Annotated in this window: 13 protein-coding genes; 7 read left to right on the top strand and 6 right to left on the bottom strand. The window is 62.2% G+C overall.

Annotated features, from left to right (window positions below):
* The first annotated feature begins 108 nt into the window (after nt 1–108).
* The 5 genes from BLO80_RS20920 (at nt 109) to BLO80_RS20900 (ending at nt 3,931) form a co-directional block, all read left to right on the top strand.
* Nucleotides 109–501 carry a glutamine synthetase gene (locus BLO80_RS20920; protein ID WP_092330909.1) on the top strand — a complete coding sequence of 131 codons (393 nt, stop codon included), beginning with the start codon at nt 109–111 and terminating at the stop codon, nt 499–501.
* Nucleotides 502–616: 115 nt separating this feature from the next.
* A complete protein-coding gene (folE2, locus tag BLO80_RS20915) occupies nt 617–1,513 on the top strand; it encodes a GTP cyclohydrolase FolE2 (protein WP_092330906.1) in 897 nt (298 codons plus the stop codon).
* A complete protein-coding gene (locus tag BLO80_RS20910) occupies nt 1,510–2,178 on the top strand; it encodes a metal ABC transporter ATP-binding protein (RefSeq protein ID WP_092330904.1) in 669 nt (222 codons plus the stop codon). The genes folE2 and BLO80_RS20910 overlap by 4 nt, the downstream gene beginning before the upstream one ends.
* Complete coding sequence (locus BLO80_RS20905; protein WP_092330901.1) at nt 2,178–3,044, top strand: metal ABC transporter permease; 867 nt, start codon at nt 2,178–2,180, stop codon at nt 3,042–3,044. Before BLO80_RS20910 ends, BLO80_RS20905 begins: the two co-directional genes overlap by 1 nt.
* A gap of 11 nt (nt 3,045–3,055) precedes the next feature.
* Complete coding sequence (locus BLO80_RS20900; protein ID WP_092330899.1) at nt 3,056–3,931, top strand: metal ABC transporter substrate-binding protein; 876 nt, start codon at nt 3,056–3,058, stop codon at nt 3,929–3,931.
* A 124-nt stretch (nt 3,932–4,055) separates the two neighbouring features.
* Here BLO80_RS20900 and BLO80_RS20895 read toward each other — a convergent pair whose 3' ends face one another.
* Entirely contained in the window at nt 4,056–4,577 is a 522-nt protein-coding gene (locus tag BLO80_RS20895) for a DUF3617 domain-containing protein (protein WP_092330896.1), read from the bottom strand.
* Between the two features lie 141 nt (nt 4,578–4,718).
* Between BLO80_RS20895 and cls the strand changes: the two genes are divergently transcribed.
* Nucleotides 4,719–6,158 carry a cardiolipin synthase gene (gene cls / locus BLO80_RS20890; RefSeq protein ID WP_092330894.1) on the top strand — a complete coding sequence of 480 codons (1,440 nt, stop codon included), beginning with the start codon at nt 4,719–4,721 and terminating at the stop codon, nt 6,156–6,158.
* Here cls and cfaB read toward each other — a convergent pair.
* From cfaB to hflK (BLO80_RS20865), 5 genes are all read right to left on the bottom strand, one after another.
* Nucleotides 6,155–7,342, bottom strand: coding sequence for a C17 cyclopropane fatty acid synthase CfaB (gene cfaB, locus BLO80_RS20885; RefSeq protein WP_092330891.1), 1,188 nt, complete (start codon nt 7,340–7,342; stop codon nt 6,155–6,157). The genes cls and cfaB overlap by 4 nt on opposite strands.
* Nucleotides 7,343–7,525: 183 nt before the next feature.
* Nucleotides 7,526–9,445 (bottom strand): heavy metal translocating P-type ATPase, encoded by a 1,920-nt coding sequence (locus tag BLO80_RS20880; RefSeq protein ID WP_092330889.1) that lies wholly within the window; start codon nt 9,443–9,445, stop codon nt 7,526–7,528.
* The gene (hflK, locus tag BLO80_RS20875; protein ID WP_092330886.1) at nt 9,442–10,494 is read right to left on the bottom strand and encodes a protease modulator HflK; all 1,053 of its coding nucleotides are present in this window, start codon (nt 10,492–10,494) and stop codon (nt 9,442–9,444) included. The genes BLO80_RS20880 and hflK (BLO80_RS20875) overlap by 4 nt, the downstream gene beginning before the upstream one ends.
* Nucleotides 10,491–11,534 (bottom strand): protease modulator HflC, encoded by a 1,044-nt coding sequence (gene hflC, locus BLO80_RS20870; RefSeq protein ID WP_092330884.1) that lies wholly within the window; start codon nt 11,532–11,534, stop codon nt 10,491–10,493. Before hflC ends, hflK (BLO80_RS20875) begins: the two co-directional genes overlap by 4 nt.
* Complete coding sequence (hflK, locus tag BLO80_RS20865; protein WP_092330881.1) at nt 11,531–13,498, bottom strand: protease modulator HflK; 1,968 nt, start codon at nt 13,496–13,498, stop codon at nt 11,531–11,533. Before hflK (BLO80_RS20865) ends, hflC begins: the two co-directional genes overlap by 4 nt.
* Before the next feature lie 221 nt (nt 13,499–13,719).
* Between hflK (BLO80_RS20865) and lpdA the strand changes: the two genes are divergently transcribed.
* The gene (gene lpdA / locus BLO80_RS20860) at nt 13,720–15,120 is read left to right on the top strand and encodes a dihydrolipoyl dehydrogenase (protein ID WP_092330878.1); all 1,401 of its coding nucleotides are present in this window, start codon (nt 13,720–13,722) and stop codon (nt 15,118–15,120) included.
* Nucleotides 15,121–15,246 lie beyond the last annotated feature (126 nt).

Here is a 15,246-nt window from a genome sequence, read left to right as displayed (position 1 = left end):
GGCTCGTTTCCAGGGTTTGGCTGGGTTCATGGCTTGATCGTTTTATGTTATAGTATAACAACACGATTCAACCAGCCCCGCCGCTCCTCATTGGTCTGAGATCCACTCATGCGCAATCCTCTGAAATTTGTTTTCGCGGGCCCACTGTTGCTGTGGGCGTTAAGCGCGACGGCCCAGAGTCCACTCTTGGCCAACTGCACCCGTAGCGCGAATTTGCTGGCGTGCGTGGACATGCAAGGCAATGCCTATAGCGTGGCGACGGTTGGAAACACGCTTTATTTGCGCGGTTTTGAAGCCGCCAGTCGCCGCTATTGGGCGCAAACGAACAGCCGTTACGGTCAGCTCACGTTCTTTACCGGACTGGCGTCGGATGGAGAAAGTTGGGTTGGGTACAGCCGGCGTGTGGGCTGGACAACCCTCAATCGTTTTTCCAGCTCGGGCGGTAGCACCGGCGCATTTACATGCGGTCGCATGAACGGGTGCCAGGATTCATCACGTTAATGTTTCACGTGGAACCTGAACATTCGAAGAGATGAAACTCCTTTCATGGAAAAGGCTTCTTAAAATTAACCGTTATACTATAACATCTAATTTTAACCTTCGATGGGCCTCGACCATGAATGCGTTAACGCTGCCCGATGTGGCTGCGCAGGTTTCACGTCAAACCCTGCCCCTTGATTGGGTAGGCATGTGTGGCATCGCAACGCCGGTGTTGATTGATGGCCAGCGCCTCAGCGCAACGGTCGACGCCGGTGTCAGCCTCGATGACAGCGAGGCGCGCGGCATCCATATGTCGCGCTTATATCTGGCGCTGGGGTTGCTGGAAGAGACGCCCCTTTCGCCAGCACTATTGCGCCGAATCCTGGAGCAATTTCTCGACAGCCATGAAGGCTTATCCCGTGCGGCTTCGCTCAGTGTGCATACCGAACTGCTGCTCAAACGTCCGGCGCTGATCAGCCCGTTGGCAGGCTGGAAAGGCTATCCGGTGAGCATCGAAGCTCAGTTGAAAAACACAATGTTCCACGTGGAACTGAAAATTCAGATCCCCTATTCCTCGACTTGCCCTTGTTCGGCGGCCCTTGCCCGGCAGTTGATCCAACAGCAATTTGTCGACGACTTTGCTAACAAGAGACTTGAGCATGCCGAAATTCTTGCATGGTTGGGCTCATCGAACGGCATTGTCGCCACCCCCCATAGCCAGCGCAGCATGGCGACCTTGACGCTACGTCTGGACGCCGCTGTCGATGAATTGCCGCTGCAGTCGTTCATCAACCAAGCCGAAGCAGCCCTCGGCACCGCCGTGCAGACCGCCGTGAAACGCGCCGATGAACAAGCCTTCGCCCTGGCCAACGGCCAAAACCTGATGTTCTGCGAAGACGCCGCGCGGCGATTGAGCACGGCCCTGGCTCGCTCATCGGAGATCACCGCCCTGGATGTGCGTGTCGTCCACGCCGAAAGCCTTCATGCCCATGACGCCGTGGCGCAAAGCCGCTGGACCCGGGAGCCCTCATGATCGACTGCCAAGCACTGCGCTGGGGTGCACCCGGACAGCCCCTCACGCCGCCCCTCACCATGGCGCGACCGGCAGGCAGCCTCACCGCCATCATCGGTGCCAACGGCTCCGGCAAGAGCAGCCTGTTGAAAGTGCTCGCGGGGCTGCAAAAGCCGCTAGCCGGTAAAGTCACCTTGAATGTTCCACGGCGTGGTGGCGTTTCATTCATGCCCCAGCAGCAACATCTGGACCGGCAATTTCCCATCAACTTGCAAGACCTGGTGGCCGCCGGCTCTTGGGGCAATCGCCACACGCCAGCCATGCGTAGACAGTTGTTGCAGACCGTACTGGACGATTGGGCCCTGAGCGGCCTTGAGCAGCGTCCGTTAATGGCGCTGTCGGGAGGCGAGCTGCAACGCGCCCTGCTCGCTCGCCTGAGCCTGGCCGAAGCGCCGTTGCTGTTGCTCGACGAACCCCACGCCGCCCTCGACGAACAAGGCCAGGCGCTATTGTGGAAACACATTCATCGCTGGCACGCGGCGGGCAGGACCCTCGTGGTGGTGTGTCATGACCTGGCAGCGGTACGCCAACACGTCCCCCACACGCTGCTGATCAAGAACACCGGCTGCGTGCTGGGCCGCAGTATCGATTTGATCGCCCAACAACCCCATGCGTGGGTGGCCTGATGCTCGCGGCCACACATTTCTGGCAACCCTTCCAAGAGTTTGTCTTCATGCGTCGGGCCCTGCTGGGTGGCCTGGTGTTGGCGTGCAGCACGGCGCCGTTGGGTGTGTTCCTGATCCTTCGGCGCATGAGCCTGATCGGTGACGCCGTGGCACACGGCATCCTGCCTGGCGCCGCCCTCGGCTTCTGGTTCGCCGGGCTGAGCCTACCGGCCTTGACCCTGGGCGGCCTGGGGGCGGGCTTGAGCATGGCCGGGCTCGCCGCCTGGGTTACCCGGCGCACTGGCCTACGAGAGGACGCCAGCCTCGCGGCGATTTATCCCATTTCCCTGGCGGCCGGGGTGTTGATCCTCGGCATGGCCGGCAAACGCCTGGACTTGTTGCACCTGCTGTTTGGCTCGGCCTTGGCGGTGGACGGCCCCACACTCAACGGCATGTTGTGGGTTTGCGGCGTCAGCCTGGTGGCGATGGCGTTGATTTATCGACCGCTGCTGCTCGATACCCTCGACCCACTGTTCCTGCAAACCGTCAGTCGTCTCGGCCCGTTGGCCCACGGTGTGTTCCTGACCCTGGTGGTGCTGAACCTGGTGATCGGTTTCCAGGCCATCGGCGCGTTGATGGTCGTCGGCCTGATGATGCTGCCGGCCGCCGCGTCACGATTCTGGAGCCGTCGCCTGCCGCTGCTGATGCTGATCGCCGCGCTGCTCGGTTGCCTCTCGGTCTGGCTTGGCCTGCTGTTGTCGTTCTATTACTCACTGCCCAGCGGACCGTCCATCGTTCTGGTGGCGGGCGTGTCGTATCTGCTGTCGGTGGTATTCGGGCCGGTGCACGGTTTGCTGCGCCGCCCGCCCTTGCTCACATCCCAATGAGGTGTTTCCCGATGCGCGTACTGCTCGTGCTAATCAGTCTGATGCTGTCCATGTCCCTGTCCGCGGCCGAAAAACTTCAGGTAGTGACCAGCTTCAGCATCCTCGCCGACATGACCCGACAGGTCGGTGGTGAGCATATTCAAGTCACCAACATGGTCGGGCCGGACGCCGATGCTCACACCTACGAACCCACCCCAGACGACGCCCAGGCGTTGCTCAGGGCAAAACTGATCATCAAGAATGGCTTGGGCTTCGAACCGTGGCTGGACCGCCTGGTGACCAGCACCGAAACCAGCGCCCCGGTGATCAGCGCCAGCCGTGGCGTCATCCCGCGGTCACTGGATGAGGACGGCGAGACCATCCCCGACCCGCACGCATGGCACAACCTGGCGAATGCCGAGCTGTATGTCCGCAACATCACCAAGGCACTGGAAGCTGCCGACCCGGCCAACAAGGCCGACTACGAACGCAACAGCCAGGCGTACCTGAAGAAAATCTACGCCCTACTCGCCGAAGCCAAGGCCAAGCTCGGCGCATTGCCTGCCGGTAATCGCAAGATCGTGACGTCCCACGATGCGTTCGGTTACTTGGGCCAGGCCTATGGCATCGAGTTCATGGCGCCCCAGGGGTTATCCACCGAACGTGAACCGTCGGCGGCAGAAGTCGCGGCGCTGATTACCCAGATCCGTCAGGCGAAAGTCAAAGCGGTGTTCATGGAAAACATCAAGGACGCACGCCTGCTCAAGCAGATCGCCGACGAGAGCGGCGCTCACATCGGCGGCACGCTGTACTCCGATGCACTCGCCGCCAGCGGACCGGCCAGTACGTTCACCGGCCTGTTCGAATACAACCTCAATACGTTGTACGAAGCGCTGAGTCGGCCTTAGAGCATGTGTGGGAGCAAGGCTTGCCCGCGATGAACGGTGATGCCCTTGGCGACTCACCGAATTGTCTGCACCGCGAGCAAGCTCGGCTCCCACAGGCTCACCAAGCGATTACTTCAAATGAGCTTCAAGCCCTCGGCTTGACCGTCCCGCAATCCTGTCCCAGCCATACCGCGCGAGTGTCGAGGCTACCGTTCTGCTGGATGCCGGTGGCATTGAACGTGCCGTTGACCTTGGTGGTGAATTCACGATCACTCTGGAATGTCGCGACCCCAGCCCCCTGGGCTTTCGGGCAACTGAAGCGAAACTTCCACTGATTGCCGGTGCGCTCGGTGATCTGCTGCTTGCAGCCCGACTGCGGGTCTTGCAGTGGAATGTCATTGGTTTGCACCTGCGCCGGGGTCAGGCACACGCGAATGCCTTTGCCGCCCATGGTAATCCCCTGCTTTTCCAGCATCGCCCGTTGCTCCGGGGTCATCTGGGTTTGCAGCTGGCCGAGGATCAGTTGCAGGTCCGGCAGGTTCTGGTTATCGACCTTCATATTGCTGGTGGTCAATTCCCACAAACCCGGCTGGAGCATCTGCGCCTGAGCCGCCATCGGAACCGACAAACCCATCGCCAAGGCCAAACCCAGCAGACGAACATTCATTACACGAACTCCAGAGGACAAGTGGCCGTTAGACGCCGGCCAGGGGCTTCGGTTCAGGGCCTGGACCGGTGAATTAAATAGCGACATTCGCCACGGAACATGGTCTGTTAAGCATTGAAACTTCAGGAGCAAGGCTGCCCCATGGATTATTTCGGCCCGCATGTTTTCGGTTACCTGATCGCGCTGCTCCACACCCTGGGTTCCATTGCCGCCGTCCACGCCGTGCTGACGGTGCGCACAGCCCAAGGCTCGATTGCCTGGGCCTTGTCGCTGACCTTCATTCCCTACCTGACGTTGATTCCTTATCTGGTGTTCGGCCGCAGCACCTTCGACGGTTACATCAAGGCGCGCCGGCAAGCCAACGAAGAAATGCGCAAGGCAATCTCCGAATTGAATTGGCGCCCCTGGGTTGAAGAAGCCCTGACCGCTCGCGCCTCGCAGGCCTACGCCTCGTTACGGGCCATGCCGAAACTGGGGCGCACACCGTGCCTGGCCAATAATCAGGTGCGTTTGCTGGTCAACGGCCACGCCACGTTCGAAGCGATTTTCCAGGCCATCGAGCAGGCACGCGAGGCCGTGCTGATCCAGTTCTTCATCGTCCATGACGACCGCCTCGGTCAACGCTTGCACACGCTGCTCTTGAAGAAAGCCGCCGAAGGCGTGGCCGTGTACCTGCTCTATGACCGCATTGGTAGCCACTCCCTGCCCCACCGCTACGTGCAAGCCTTGCGCCACGGTGGCGTCCACGTAAAAGCGTTCGCCACCCGTAGCGGTTGGCTCAACCGATTCCAGGTCAACTTTCGCAACCATCGCAAGATCGTGGTGGTGGACGGCGTGCAAGGGTTCGTCGGCGGGCACAACGTCGGTGACGAATACATGGGCGATAAACCACCCTTGGCGCCGTGGCGTGACACCCATGTGCAAGTGTGCGGGCCGGTGGTGGCGAGTATGCAAGAGTCGTTCGCCGAAGACTGGTTCTGGGCGGCCCGTTCCCTGCCCCCGCTGATCCTGCCGGACAGCTACCCGGACGACGGCGTGCTTTGCCAGTTGCTGGCCAGCGGCCCGGCCGACGCCTATGAAACCTGCTCGCTGTTTTTCGTCGAGGCCATTCACGCCGCCAGCGAACGCGTCTGGATCACCACGCCCTACTTCATCCCCGACGAAGCGGTATTCGCAGCCTTGCGCCTGGCGGTACTGCGCGGCGTGGATGTGCGCATCCTGCTGCCCTCGCGGCCCGACCACAAGATCGTCTACGCAGCGTCCAGCCTGTACGCGTTTGAAGCGGTACGGGCCGGTGTGCGGATGTTCCGTTACGGACCGGGCTTCCTGCATCAGAAAGTGGTGTTGATCGACCGGGAAATCAGCGCCATTGGCAGTGCGAACCTGGACAACCGTTCGTTCCGCTTGAACTTCGAAGTCATGCTGCTCACCGTGGATATCCCGTTCGCCACCGAGGTCGAGCGAATGCTCGAAGAGGACTTCGCCCAGGCCCAGGAAATCGACAAACAGGAAAGCCGGGAGACCCACCGCCTGCAGAAGGTCGGCATGCGGATCGCCCGGCTTATTTCCCCGATTCTCTAAGGGGTGTAGATGTCGTCGCGGGTCCATGGCAGCTCATGGCTACCGTCGGCATGGGCCTTCACCGCCAGGATCTGGTGCAGGTTGATCCAGCCCTTGGCGAACGCGTAGGCGCAGCCGGCCAGGTATAGACGCCAGATCCGCAGTGCCTGCTCCGACACTTCCTTCGACGCTGCCTCGAGGTTGTCCTCCAGGCGTTCACTCCAGTGATCGAGCGTGCGTGCATAGTGCATGCGCAAGCTTTCCACATCGACGATCTCCAGTCCCGCTTCACTGATCTGCGCGGAAATCATCGACAGGTGCGGCAGCTCGCCATTGGGAAAGACGTATTTCTCAATGAACTCGCCCGCGCCGCGACCGACCGGACGCCCGTCGGTGTGCTTGGCAGTGATGCCATGGTTCATCACCAGCCCACCCTCGCGCACGGCGCCGAACAGCGTCTTGCAGTACTGCGCAAGGTTGGCGTGGCCGACATGCTCGAACATACCCACGCTGACCACTTTGTCGAAGCGTCCGTCCTGGGGCAGGTCGCGGTAATCCAGCAGTTGCAACTCGACCTGATCTTCCAGGCCTTCGGCCTTGACCCGTTCCCGGGCCAGCGTCAGCTGCGCCTTGCTCAGGGTAATGCCGAAGACCTTGGCGCCAAACTCCCGCGCGGCATAACGCGCCAGGCCGCCCCATCCGCAACCGACATCCAGCAAGTAGTCACCCGGCTGCAATCGCAGCTTGCGACACAGGTGGCGGAACTTGGCTTGCTGGGCCTGCTCGAGGGTTTCGCTGCCTGTCTCGAAATAGGCACAGGAATAGGCCATGTCGCTGTCGAGCCATAGCTGATAAAACGCGTTGGAAAGATCGTAGTGGTAGGAGATCGCCTTGGCGTCGGTTTCCTTGTCGTGGACCGAGCGCACCGGCTGGTTGTCGGGATCGTCCTCGACCAACGCCTGGCTCAATTCATCGCAGACCCGAATGACTTCGTGGATCGGGCCTTCGAGTTCCAGTTTGCCTTCGACAAACGCCGCCCCCAATGCGTCCAGGCTTGGGTGGGTGAATTGCGCGACCATTTGTGGGTCCTTGACCACAATCGTGACGCTGGGGTCGTCCCCCAGTGAAAATTCATGGCCATCCCAGAGCCGCAGCCGAAGCGGTAGATGCAAATTCTGTAAGGCCGGTGGAAGTTGCGCGAGCATGGAAAATCCCCCTTTGTTTCAGACGTCTGAAATGAGGGTAGACCATGCTAGAAAAATAGCAGGCTATCGAATTTATAGCCTTTTTCTATCGCTGTCCCAAATCACTCCTGTGGCGGGTAACTCCTGCGCTGGCACGCCCTCTCCAAATAGCAGACTGCAAGTACAGCACGCAGTTCGCTGACCCTACTCAACGGTGCCCTTCGCTTGGATCTTGAGCAATGGCTCCTGGAACCGCAGCAAGCGCCCGGCATTACCTAACACTAGCAGGGTACTGAGATTGTGCAGCAGCGCCGCGATCATCGCCCCCGCCGCGCCCAGCCAGCCGAAGGCGGCAAAGGCAACGATGGCCAGCGTCCAGCCCAGGCCAATGATCACATTGACCTGCAACGTGCGCCGACACTGGCGACTCAGTCGCACGCAGGTGCCAAGGCGCCGCAGGTCGCTGCCGATCAGCACGATGTCCGCCGACGCCAGGGCGATGTCTGCGCCGCCGGCTCCCATCGCGACACCCACCACACCGGCCTTGAGCGCCAGGGAATCGTTGATGCCATCGCCCACCACCATCGGGCGGAACCCATGGTCGATTTCAGCCATGACCCGCTTGAGTTTGTCTTCCGGCAAGGCCTGAGCTTGCACATCGCCGATGCCGACATCCCGGGCCAGGACCGTGGCCACGCTTTGGCGATCGCCGGTCAACAGCAACTGACGGCCCAGACCCAACTCGCGCAGTTCGGCCATGGCCACCCGTGCCTCCGGCTTGACACTGTCGGCCAACAGCAGCCAGGCGAGGAACTGCCCATCCAGCGCCAGACCGGCAATCGGCCCGTCGTGCTCAGGAACCGCAGGGGGGTGAATGCCCAGCTGGGCAAACAACTCCGGCCGACCGAGCGCCGCTTCGCCCTGAGTCGTCATCGCGACCACACCCAACCCCTGGCGCTCACGAATGTCCGTCAGGGGCAGGCAGTCGTCCTGTTCCACCAGCCCCGCCAAGGCACGACTGACCGGATGACTGCTGGCCGAACCGAGGCTGGCCGCCAGCGGCAGCAACAACGATGGGTGAGCATCCTGGGCAGCTTCGATGGATTGCAGGCGCAGCACGCCATAGGTCAAGGTGCCCGTCTTGTCGACGACCAACGAGGTCAGGTCCGCCAGTTCTTCCAGGAAGGCCGAGCTGCGAATCAGGATCCCGTGGCGCGCCGCCACCGCGATCCCGGCAATGGCGGTGGCCGGTGCCGACAGCACCAACGCGCAGGGACACGCCGCCACCAATACCGCCAACATCGCCTGGGCATCGTTGGTCACGAACCAGGTCACTGCCGCCAGCAACAACACCAATACCAGGTAACTGCCGGCGTAGCGTTCCAGCAAACGGGTGATGGGTGGCTTGGAGCGTTCGGCGTTTTGCATCAGGGCGATGACTTTGCCCAAGGTGGACGCTTCGCCGGTACGGGTCACTTCCAGGCGCAGCAGACCATCGAGGTTGATCGCGCCACCGAAGACTTCCGTGCCAACCACCGCCTCCAGCGGCACCGACTCACCGGTGATGGGCGCGGTGTCGAGGCTGGCCTGACCGGACAACACCCGACCATCGGCCGGCACTCGGTCACCGGCGCGCACCTCCACGACATCGCCGGCCTGGAGCGTCGCGTTGTCGACGTCGAGGATCGAGCCGTCGGCCTGTACCTTGCGACCTTGGCTGCGGGTCAGTTGGCCAAGGGCATGGATTGCCTCTTGGGAACCTATGACACTGCGCTCTTCCAGCACATGGCCGAAGATCATGATGATCGGCAGCAACGCCGCCGTCAGCAGATCGCCGGTGGCCCAGGCGCCGAGCATCGCCAGGGCGATCAGTTGGTCAGTGATTCCGTGCAGGCTCGGGTACCGCAAGCTGTACCAGGCCGAACGCATCACTGGCACCGCCACCAACAGCGAGGCGAACCCCAACAGCAGTTGGCTGACACCGTTCTGCTCCGGCGACCAGCCGCGCCATGCCAGGCCCAATGCGAGCAAGCCGAGAGCGAGCATCGCCAAGGTCAGTTGCCGGGCGGCGATGCGTTGCTCCGCCGAGGACAACATCGGTACAGCAGGCGTTCGAGCGGTCATTGTCCGGCTCCCTGGATGATCAGGCGAGAATCGTCTTTCGGGTCGACCGTTGTCACTGAACCGGCCTGGCGAAGGATGGCGGGCATGCGTTCGCGATACAGGCGCAGCAGCATTTGCGGATCGCTGCCTTGGGTCTTCGCCAGCCCGAGCACCGTGGCCGTATCGGCCGAAGCCTTGGCGAGCCGCTCGCTGGCCTGGGCATGGGCAACTTGCACGGCACGGTCAGCGTCCTGGCGGGCGACCTGGGTGAGTTTTTCCGCTTCGGTCCGGGCGTTGGCCACGGCTTTGTCGGCCTGCTGACTGGCGGTCAGTACCGCGTTGAAAGCACTCACCGCCGGCCCGGGCAGACTCGATTGCACGTCGACCCGCACCACTTCGATGCCCAGCCCCTGCCCCGTCGCCGCCAGGTCAGCCAGGCGTCTGTTAAGCCCCTGAACCAGATCGCCTCGCAAGCGTTCGCGGCGCTCGGCAGCCTGGTTGTCACTGCCCATCAGTTCGGGACGAGCCACCAGAATGGTGTCCAGGTCCCGGGCGGCGGTCAGGGCCACGGCACTGCGGGTCGCCAGTCGGTCCAGTGCCGGCAGGACATGTTCACCTTGCAAGACGTAAGCGTAAGGATCAGTGACCTTATAGAACACCCGCACATCCAGTTGCACCACGCCGGCATCACCGGTCAATAAATAACCGGAGCCGGCCAACGCATCGCTGACCGGCGTGGCGAAACTGGCCACACGATCAGCTTGCAAGGCCGCGTCCGAGCGCAGCAGATTTTCCACCCGCCGTTCGAGCACCCGATCCGCTGCTGGCAGCAGGATCACTTGTTCCACGGGACGCGGCCAAGCCAGCAAGAGGCCGGCATTCTGGATACGATCCGAGGCGCCGAAGTGCAGCACCACCGCACGATTTTGCGGGTCGATCTGGCGCACGTTGGAAAAGACCCAGGCCAACGCCGCCAAGACCGTGACGGCGTAAAGCGCCAGAAACGCCAAACGCCCGGCCTGGATCCAAGGACTGGATAACCCATTTGTTCCACGTGGAACCAAACTCATGGTTGTGTTCCACCTTTGCCGTCCATGGAAGCAGGACCGTCCACCAGGACACGGAATGGTGCGGCATCGGTGCGCAAAATCAGCTTGGTGCCTGGGCTGACGATGGTGCCCAAGGTGTCCAACGAACGGAGCAGATTGTAGAGCTGAGGGGAGCCGGCGTATGCCCGACCATAGATCTCAGCCGCTTCTACTCGCGACTGCGCTTCGATATCCGCGGCTTTCACCGTGGCATCGGCTTGCAAGACTCGCGCATCACGTTCTGCGGCGGAGCGAATCTGCGCCGCTTCGCGCTTGCCGATGGCGGTGCGTTCGGTGGCGATGGTTTCGCGCTCTGCCCGCATGCGGTCTACCGTTGCAGTCAATGTTACCGAGGGCAACGTCAGGCGTTCGATACCGACTTGCAACACTCGCACACCGTAAGTGGTGAGCAACTGTTGATCGATCTGCTGACGCAACTGCGCTTCGAAATCGGCGATACGCACTTGGCTGGCATCGGTGTTGACCAGGTTCGCCAGGTCAAAACTGGCGGCCGTGGTTTCCAGCGCGGAGCCGACAAATGTGCGGATCTGCCGCGCAGCTTCGTCCGGTTGGTTCTGCACCGCGCGCATGAAACGCTGCACATTGTCCGGGTCACCCTGGACCTGCCAGGCCACGTAGGCCTGGACAATGATCCGTAGTCCATCGCGGGTACCGACATCCTGCAGGCCGCTGGACGTGGTGCGCAATCGCAGGTCCACCGGGATCGCCGCCTCGAACGGCGCCGGCCAGCGCCACCCCAGGCCAGGTTGCAGCAGCACCCGGGCCGGGTTGCCGAAACGGGTAATGACCGTGGCCTCCCCCGACCGCACTTGCACCAGGCTCGCGGCCGCGACGGCAAATGCCACCAACAACACCGCCCAGCCCATCCGCCGCCAAGGAAACGGACCGGCTTGCTCCGGGTCGCCGTGATGGTGGTGATGATGATGACCATGGTGATGACCGGCATGGCCGTGATCGTGACCGGTGTGGTCGTGGTGACCGTGTGAAGAGGACTGGCTCAATGGGCAGCTCCTGGCGGGACAGGGTTACGCGGCGACGCGGGGTCGGCCGGCAGCGTGAAGGTTCGCAAGTCGATGGTCGGCGCGTTGCTGCTACCGCCCAGGCGATGATCGAGAATCAGCAACTGGGCATTGCCGAGGCCCTGGCTCAGTTGGCTCAAATAATGTTCCAGCACAAAAGCGTGCCCCGCCGTGGCGTAGGCTTTGCGGTCGGCATTGAAACGCAAATCGGCAGCCTGGGCGGTCGCGTTGATTTCCCGCGCAGTGGCACTGGCCCGGTCATGGGCGATGCTGGCTTGCAATTGCGCCTGGTTGGTCTGTTCCGCCGCCGCGCCACGCTCCCGAGCGATCAATGCCTGGGCGCCGATCTGCGCGGCCTGTACGCCGTGGTAGGCATTGGCCGCACCGGCCGGCGGATGAATCGCCTCCACCACCGTCGCCAGGATTTCCACACCGCTGTCGAGGGATTGCAGATCAGCCTGGACAGCGCGACCGATTTCGTCGGCCAGGCTCACACGGTCGGCGCCCAACAAACCATCCAACGTACGCGAAGCAAACTCATGCACCAGGATGCGGCTGGCGGTGCTGCGGATCAGCGTCGGCACATCGGCGCTGTTGTAAGTCGCCGCCAGCGCCGCGGCATCCGTCAGGCCGATGCGATAGACAAAGCGCACATCCATGTTGACGATCTGAAAGCTCTGCTGGTCGGCACGACGGCTGGCAATGACCTGGGATTTGTCGTTCACATGACTGGCGTCCCACAACCGATTGGCAATGGCCGGTGCCGGTCCCTCCGCCGGTTCAGCTTCGACCTCCGCACGACTCTGCGCGACGCTGGTCGCCAGTTCATGCACAACGCCATTCTCGACGCTGAGCACCCTGCCCCACGGCCAAGGCAACGCGACATGCAAGCCGGGACCGAACACCTCTACCGGTTTACCGAAGCGCTCATAGATGCCCCGCCCCTGCAACGGCACTTCGTGCACGCCAGTCAACAACCAGCCCACCAGCGCCACTGACGCCAACACCGGCAAAAAAGCCCGACGCATGTAACTGAAGGCCCAGATCTGGCGCAGGTCGATACCGAAACGGTTATGCAGTTCATGCTGCAAGGCCAGCAACGGTTGTGGCGGCCAGCGCAGCAGGTCGGCGATGACACTGCGGCCCAGCAGCGTCGGCTCCAGGGCGTCCCGGCGCGGGATGAACAACGATAGCACCGCGCGCAGCAACAACTCCGCCGCCACCAGCCCCGGCAACAGCCCCATCAGCACCGCCAGGCGCACCGGCCAGATGGACGTTTCTGCAGCGAACAACAAGCACAAGGCGCCAAGCACCAGCACGATGATCGCCACCCGGGTCAGTTGCGCCAGCGCTGACGCTTCCGGCCATTCCACGGGGGGCTGCTGGGCCAATTGCCGCTCGAACACCAATAACCCGAACGCCAACAACAACGACAACACCGCCCCCACACTGGCCGAAGTACCGAGGGCGGCAGCCGGCAATTGCAAGTCCCAGGCGTGCTCCAGGCCCAGCAATACCAGCACGGCCCAACCGCCCAGCCACAACGCAGGCGCACCGATTTGCTTGAGCAAGCCGACCGAACCGGCACCGATGCGGTCCAGCAGCCGCTCATACCAACCCAAGTTATCAACAGGCTCGTTTTCCGTCGGCAGGTTATGGTTATCCACAGCCGGCAACAACGCTCTGCTGCGCCATTGCGTCACCCACCAAGCGGATTGCAAGCCCGCCACCAGCACCACCAGTCCCGCGCTTTGGCTGACCAACAAGACTGGCCACAGCGATTGCGGCGAAAACACCCCGATAAAAAACGCCAGGACCAGACCCAATCCCGCCACGCCTCCCAAGGCGCAGGCGATCAGCTTCAAGCGGCGCCCTTGAAACGACGCGCGCTGGAAACGCGGCCATTCGGCCACTTGTGCCCCCTCGATATCTAGATCGACTTGCATACCACCCCAGCTTTCGTGGCGATCAAAATCCGGGCCTGTGGGCAGACGCCACCGCCGCTTCGTTATAGGCCGTTACCTTATAACGATTACTGTGAAATTTCCGTTTTGAATTCTTCATGACAAGGCCCACGCCGACCTCTTGACTTAAGCCTTGACCGGAATCTTTGGAAACGCTCATATTACGGCCATAATTTTTTATCAGGCCAAGCGGGAGAACAGCGATGAGCAACTATGACGTGGTCATTCTGGGCGGTGGACCCGGTGGGTATAACGCGGCGATTCGGGCCGGGCAGTTAGGGTTGAAGGCCGCCTGTGTCGAAGGTCGAGCCACCCTGGGCGGCACCTGCCTGAACGTCGGCTGCATGCCCTCCAAGGCCTTGCTGCACGCTTCGGAACTGTACGAAGCGGCCACGGGCACGGAGTTCGCCAACTTGGGCATTGAAGTCAGCCCTACCCTCAATCTTGCGCAAATGATGAAGCAGAAAGACGAAAGCGTGACGGGCCTGACCAAGGGCATCGAGTTTCTGTTTCGCAAGAACAAGGTCGACTGGATCAAAGGCTGGGGCCACATCGACGGGCCGGGCAAGGTGACCGTCACCGGTGCCGATGGCAGCAAGACCGAACTCACCGCCAAGGACATCGTCATCGCCACCGGCTCGGAACCCATGCCGCTGCCAGGCGTGACCATCGACAACCAGCGCATCCTCGACTCCACCGGCGCCTTGTCCCTGGGTGAGGTGCCCCGGCATCTGGTGGTGATCGGCGCGGGCGTCATCGGCCTCGAGCTGGGCTCGGTCTGGCGGCGCCTGGGCGCCCAGGTGACCGTGGTGGAATACCTCGATCGCATCTGCCCGGGCGTGGACGGCGAGGCCGGCAAGACCTTGCAACGGGCCTTGGCTAAACAAGGTATCCAGTTCAAGTTGAGTTCGAAAGTCACCGGCGCCACGACCTCGGCCAGCGGTGTGCAATTGCAGGTCGAACCGGCGGCGGGCGGCGAAGCACAGGCCCTGGACGCCGATTACGTGCTGGTCGCCATCGGTCGGCGGCCCTACACACAAGGGCTGGGGTTGGAGAACGTCGGGTTGAGCACCGATAAACGCGGCATGCTCGCCAACCAGCATCACCGCACCGAAGCACCCGGCGTCTGGGTGATCGGCGACGTAACGGCCGGACCGATGCTGGCCCACAAGGCCGAAGACGAAGCCATGGCCTGCATCGAACAGATCGCCGGCAAGGCCGCCGAGGTCAACTATGCGCTGATCCCCAGCGTCATCTACACCCGTCCGGAACTGGCCAGCGTCGGCCAGACCGAGGAACAGCTCAAGGCCGAAGGCCGCGCCTACAAAGTCGGCAAGTTTCCATTCACGGCCAACAGTCGGGCCAAGATCAACCACGAGACCGAAGGGTTCGCCAAGGTCCTGGCCGATGAGCGCACCGATGAAATCCTTGGCGTGCACTTGGTGGGCCCGAGCGTCAGTGAGATGATCGGGGAATACTGCGTGGCCATGGAGTTCAGCGCCTCGGCCGAGGACATCGCCCTGACCTGCCACCCGCACCCTACCCGTTCGGAGGCGTTGCGCCAGGCGGCCATGAATGTGGAGGGGATGGCGACGCAGATGTAGGAACAACGCTCCACGGGCGATAACACCCGGCCCTGTGGGAGCGAGCTTGCTCGCGATGCGGTCATCCATAGGCACTTGTAGTGCCTGCAATGCCGCTATCGCGAGCAAGCTCGCGCCCACAATGGG

The sequence above is a fragment of the Pseudomonas sp. NFACC56-3 genome, from assembly GCF_900100025.1.
Classification (GTDB): domain Bacteria; phylum Pseudomonadota; class Gammaproteobacteria; order Pseudomonadales; family Pseudomonadaceae; genus Aquipseudomonas; species Aquipseudomonas fluorescens_AA.
The sequence above is the reverse complement of the archived record's forward strand: the minus strand, read 5'-3'. Positions and strand labels throughout refer to the sequence as shown.